Below are 3,845 nucleotides of genomic sequence, written 5' to 3'. Positions count from 1 at the left end.
GATATAGGGGAACAGGCGCCGCAGCGGCTTGAGCGAGCGCCTACGCTCGTCTGCATCGCCGCTGGTGTGCGCCATGACCGTTTCCTCTGGCTCTTTTTGTATGCGCCTTAATATGCGCTTGTCGCGGCCTTGTGATTCAATTCCGGCTGATGTATAGGCTCGCCGACCGTTTTTAAAAGCCGTGGCTCCTCAATAGCTGCGGCTTCGAGTTTTAAAAAGGGGCGCATCGACGCAGGCTTATGCCCGTCAGCAGCGCCGGCGAACCAGGAATAGCACAATGAAGACCGACATCCATCCCGACTACCACACCATCAAGATCGTCATGACCGACGGCACCGAATACATGACCCGTTCGACCTGGGGCAAGGAGGGCGACACGATGAACCTCGACATCGACCCGACCACCCATCCGGCCTGGACCGGCGGCCAGCAGACCCTGCTCGACCGCGGCGGCCGCTTGTCGAAGTTCAAGAAGCGTTTCGAAGGTTTCGGCCTCTAAGCCGCAGACTTTTCGCAGATCAAGAACCCGCCCTCGTGGCGGGTTTTTGTTGACTGGAGCCACCCGGCACAGGAGGGTCGACTGGTTGGCGAAGGGCGGCGACATGATGGCATTCAACGATGAACGATGGTCCGGCCTCACGGGCGGATACAAGGTCGTTTATGATCCACGGCCGGCCTTGCGAAGGCTGGCCGTTCACTACGATGACAAGTCGGTCTGGGACGAGCTCTGGAACGAACTGCATCATCAGGGCGATGTTGGAGACGCATCTTACGCCGCGGTTGTGGAACTGGCTCGCATCTCCGAAGGCGAAACTCCCGTATATTGGGGTGCTTACGGTCTGGCCGCGACGATCGAAGAAGCGCGATTGGCCTACGACCGGAACCCGCCGGTTCCGGATTGGATCGAACCACACTACAAAACTGCGTGGCAGATCCTTTTCGAATTGGCCTTGCGGGATCTGGCAGTTTCGGCGGACGACCCGACCGTAAACTGCGCACTGGCCGTTGTCGCCCTTCATAGAGGCCGGTTCAGCCTCGGCCGCATGGCGATGTGCGCGGAAGATGAGCGCACGGAAATGCTACGGGATTATTTCGGCCGGTAGTCTCCGGCTCTATTCGCCGACCAGTTCGCGCAGCGCCATCCGCTTATAGGCGGCGACCAGGTCGTCGCCTTCTTGCCGCCCGACCGAGATTGCCAGCCGCATGGTCGCCTCGCCCATCTGCCAGATGAGAAACGCCGTCGTTTCCAGCGCCGCCGGATCGGCGGCAGGCCGCAGCCGTTTTAGCACCGCCGTGAGGAATTCGGCGTTGGCCCGGCTGTCGGCAAGCTCGAGTTCGCGCAGCGCCTTGTCGGCCTGTGTGCCCGACCAGATGTCACGCATCACCGGCTCCGCCAGGAACAGCCCGTAATAGATATCCACCAGCTCGGAAAACGCCCGCCGCAGCCCTTCCGCGTCGCTAACCTCGGCAAGTGCTGCCGCGATGCAGGCCTGGCTTTCGGCGGTGTAGCGCTCGGCCAGCGCCCAGATGATCGCTCGCTTGTCCGGAAAGAACTGATAGAGCGAGCCGATCGACACGCCGGCCCGTTCCGCCACTTCGCCCATGCGCATGGCACCGCTGCCTTGCTCGGCGATCAAAGCGGAGGCGGCGGCCAGCATCCGTTCGACCCGTTCGCGGCTGCGTTGCTGGCTTGGCGCCCGGCGCGGCGAGGCGATCTGGCCATCCTGTGAACCCGCTACGGTCGAGCCTTCCATCACTGTCTCCAAGCGAATGATCAACAAATTGGCTTGACTCGCAAAATACGAGGGTTTATCACGTTTTGCAAATGTGAGGATTACTCATGTTTGTGAACAAAGGAAATCACCCATGACCGACACAGTACGGAAACCGACTTTAATCCTCGGCGGCACCGGCAAGACCGGCCGTCGTCTCGCAGACCGGCTGACGGCGCAGGGCCTGCCAGTGCGGATTGGCTCGCGTTCGGGCACGCCGCCCTTCGACTGGGAAAACACCACGGGCTGGGAACCCGCGCTTGATGGTGTTGGGGCCGTCTACATCAGCTACTATCCCGATCTTGCGGTGCCGGGTGCCGCCGAAGCGGTCGGCGCCTTCGCCAGACTTGCCATAGAGCGCGGTGTGCGCCGGCTGGTGCTGCTGTCGGGGCGCGGCGAACCGGAAGCCCAGCGCGCCGAAGAGATGCTGAAGGCCTCAGGCGCCGACTGGACGATCCTGCGCTGCGCCTGGTTTTCCCAGAACTTCAGCGAGAGTTTTTTGCTCGATCCGCTGCTCGCCGGCGAGGTGGCTTTGCCGGTCGGCAATGTCGGAGAACCGTTCGTCGACGCCGACGACATTGCTGACGCCGCCGTTACGGTGCTTACCCGGCAAGGTCATATCGGCCAGCTTTACGAGCTGACCGGGCCGCGGCTGCTGAGCTTCGCCGAGGCGGTCGCCGAGATCGGCAAGGCAGCTGGCCGCAACATCGGCTTCAAGCAGATTTCGCATGCCGAGTTCGCCGCCGCAATCGCCGCGCACGCGCTGCCGGCCGAGTTTGCCTGGCTGCTCAACGAACTGTTCACCGAGGTGCTCGACGGCCGCAACGAGGTGCTGGCCGACGGCGTCGAGCGCGTGCTCGGCCGAGCGCCAAGGGACTTCCCCGCCTACGCAATCGAAACCGCCGCTACGGGCATCTGGAGCAACTGACATGATCATGAAACTGCTCCCTACCCTAACCTTCGTAGCCGCGTTCGGCTCGGGCGTCGTCGCTGGTGTCTTCTTCGCCTTTTCCAGCTTCGTCATGCCGGGCCTCGCCCGCTTGCCTGCCGCGGGCGGCATCGCCGCCATGAATTCGATCAACGTCACTGCGGTGACGCCGATGTTCATGACCGCGCTTTTCGGCACCGGACTGGTCTGCCTCGTCCTCGTTGTCGGCGCCATTCTCGGCTGGAATCAGCCGGGTTCGTTCTGGCTTCTCGCCGGCGCCCTGATCTATGTCGTCGGCAACCTGATCGTGACCATGATCTTCAACGTGCCGCTCAACAACGCGCTGGCCGCCGTCGATCCGGCAAGCGCCAACGGCGCCGCCGTGTGGGCCACCTATCTCAGGGACTGGGTGATGTGGAACCACGTCCGCACCATTACCGCCATCGTGGCGCTGGGCTGCTTCATCGTGGCGTGGCGGTGAATGAGGCCAGAAATCTAAAAGACCTTGCGTCAGGCAGGGTCTTTTGACTTGTGGCCCTTACGATCGGCATGACCGAGATGGCGATCCGGATCGATCACGTCGCGAACCAGTTGCTTAAGCCTTGCAGCGTCGGGAAAGCCGCCGTCGCGCTTGCGGTCCCAGACCAGCGTGTCGTTGCAGGAAATGGTGAAAATACCGCCGGTGCCCGGCACCAGCGTGACCTCGCCCAGATCCGTTCCGAAAGTCGAGAGCAGCTCCTGCGCCATCCAGCCGGCCCGCAGCAGCCACTGGCACTGCGTGCAATAGGTGATGCGGACCTGAGGCAGCGCCTGTGGGGTCATCTCGGACTGAGCTCGCTCATGTCAGACTGAGCTTTGCTCATGTCAGACTGAGCTTTGCCCATGTCAGACTGAGCTTTGCTCATGTCTTCGGGCTGAGCTCGCTCATGTCTGGGCTGAGCTGTGCTCATGCGGCGCTGAGCTTCGCCATGGTCTCGTCGTCGACCTCGAAATTGGCGTAGACACTCTGCACGTCGTCATCGTCCTCAAGCGTCGCGACCAGCTTCATCAGCGATTGTGCCCGCTCCTCGTCGACCGCGATGTTGGTTTGCGGCTTCCAGATCGGCTTCACTGATTCAGCCTCGCCGAGCGCGCCTTCCAGCGCC

The 3,845-nt window shown here is 62.4% G+C and carries 7 protein-coding genes; 4 read left to right on the top strand and 3 right to left on the bottom strand.

Annotated elements, in window-relative coordinates:
* Positions 1-277 precede the first annotated feature (277 nt).
* Both rpmE and EOA86_RS25885 read left to right on the top strand, forming a co-directional pair.
* Positions 278-499: a 50S ribosomal protein L31 gene (rpmE, locus tag EOA86_RS25890; RefSeq protein ID WP_065011237.1), complete on the top strand. Its 222-nt coding sequence runs from the start codon at positions 278-280 to the stop codon at positions 497-499.
* A gap of 85 nt (positions 500-584) precedes the next feature.
* Positions 585-1,103, top strand: coding sequence for a hypothetical protein (locus EOA86_RS25885; protein ID WP_245497373.1), 519 nt, complete (start codon positions 585-587; stop codon positions 1,101-1,103).
* 9 nt (positions 1,104-1,112) lie between these two features.
* On the opposite strand, the gene EOA86_RS25880 is transcribed toward EOA86_RS25885, so the two are convergent.
* Complete coding sequence (locus tag EOA86_RS25880; RefSeq protein WP_128344285.1) at positions 1,113-1,754, bottom strand: TetR/AcrR family transcriptional regulator; 642 nt, start codon at positions 1,752-1,754, stop codon at positions 1,113-1,115.
* A gap of 112 nt (positions 1,755-1,866) precedes the next feature.
* Between EOA86_RS25880 and EOA86_RS25875 the strand changes: the two genes are divergently transcribed.
* Positions 1,867-2,700, top strand: coding sequence for an NAD(P)H-binding protein (locus EOA86_RS25875; RefSeq protein WP_128344283.1), 834 nt, complete (start codon positions 1,867-1,869; stop codon positions 2,698-2,700).
* A 1-nt stretch (position 2,701) separates the two neighbouring features.
* A complete protein-coding gene (locus tag EOA86_RS25870; RefSeq protein WP_128344282.1) occupies positions 2,702-3,181 on the top strand; it encodes an anthrone oxygenase family protein in 480 nt (159 codons plus the stop codon).
* A 29-nt stretch (positions 3,182-3,210) separates the two neighbouring features.
* Here the strand turns inward: EOA86_RS25870 and EOA86_RS25865 are convergent, their stop codons facing one another.
* Together EOA86_RS25865 and EOA86_RS25860 are read right to left on the bottom strand one after the other, a co-directional pair.
* The gene (locus tag EOA86_RS25865) at positions 3,211-3,522 is read right to left on the bottom strand and encodes a SelT/SelW/SelH family protein (protein WP_065011235.1); all 312 of its coding nucleotides are present in this window, start codon (positions 3,520-3,522) and stop codon (positions 3,211-3,213) included.
* Positions 3,523-3,646: 124 nt separating this feature from the next.
* A partial coding sequence (locus EOA86_RS25860; protein ID WP_206630131.1) for a YebC/PmpR family DNA-binding transcriptional regulator occupies positions 3,647-3,845 on the bottom strand: 199 nt, incomplete at its 5' end.

The organism is Mesorhizobium sp. M5C.F.Ca.IN.020.32.2.1, assembly GCF_004023105.1.
Lineage (GTDB): Bacteria > Pseudomonadota > Alphaproteobacteria > Rhizobiales > Rhizobiaceae > Mesorhizobium > Mesorhizobium wenxiniae.
This window is presented reverse-complemented; position numbering and strand designations above follow the sequence as displayed.

Bases quoted from the DNA above. Each gene is read 5' to 3' on its own strand.
- rpmE (WP_065011237.1), top strand. From the start codon at position 278: ATGAAGACCGACATCCATCCCGACTACCACACCATCAAGATCGTCATG.
- EOA86_RS25880 (WP_128344285.1), bottom strand. From the start codon at position 1,754: ATGGAAGGCTCGACCGTAGCGGGTTCACAGGATGGCCAGATCGCCTCG.
- EOA86_RS25875 (WP_128344283.1), top strand. From the start codon at position 1,867: ATGACCGACACAGTACGGAAACCGACTTTAATCCTCGGCGGCACCGGC.
- EOA86_RS25870 (WP_128344282.1), top strand. From the start codon at position 2,702: ATGATCATGAAACTGCTCCCTACCCTAACCTTCGTAGCCGCGTTCGGC.
- EOA86_RS25865 (WP_065011235.1), bottom strand. From the start codon at position 3,522: ATGACCCCACAGGCGCTGCCTCAGGTCCGCATCACCTATTGCACGCAG.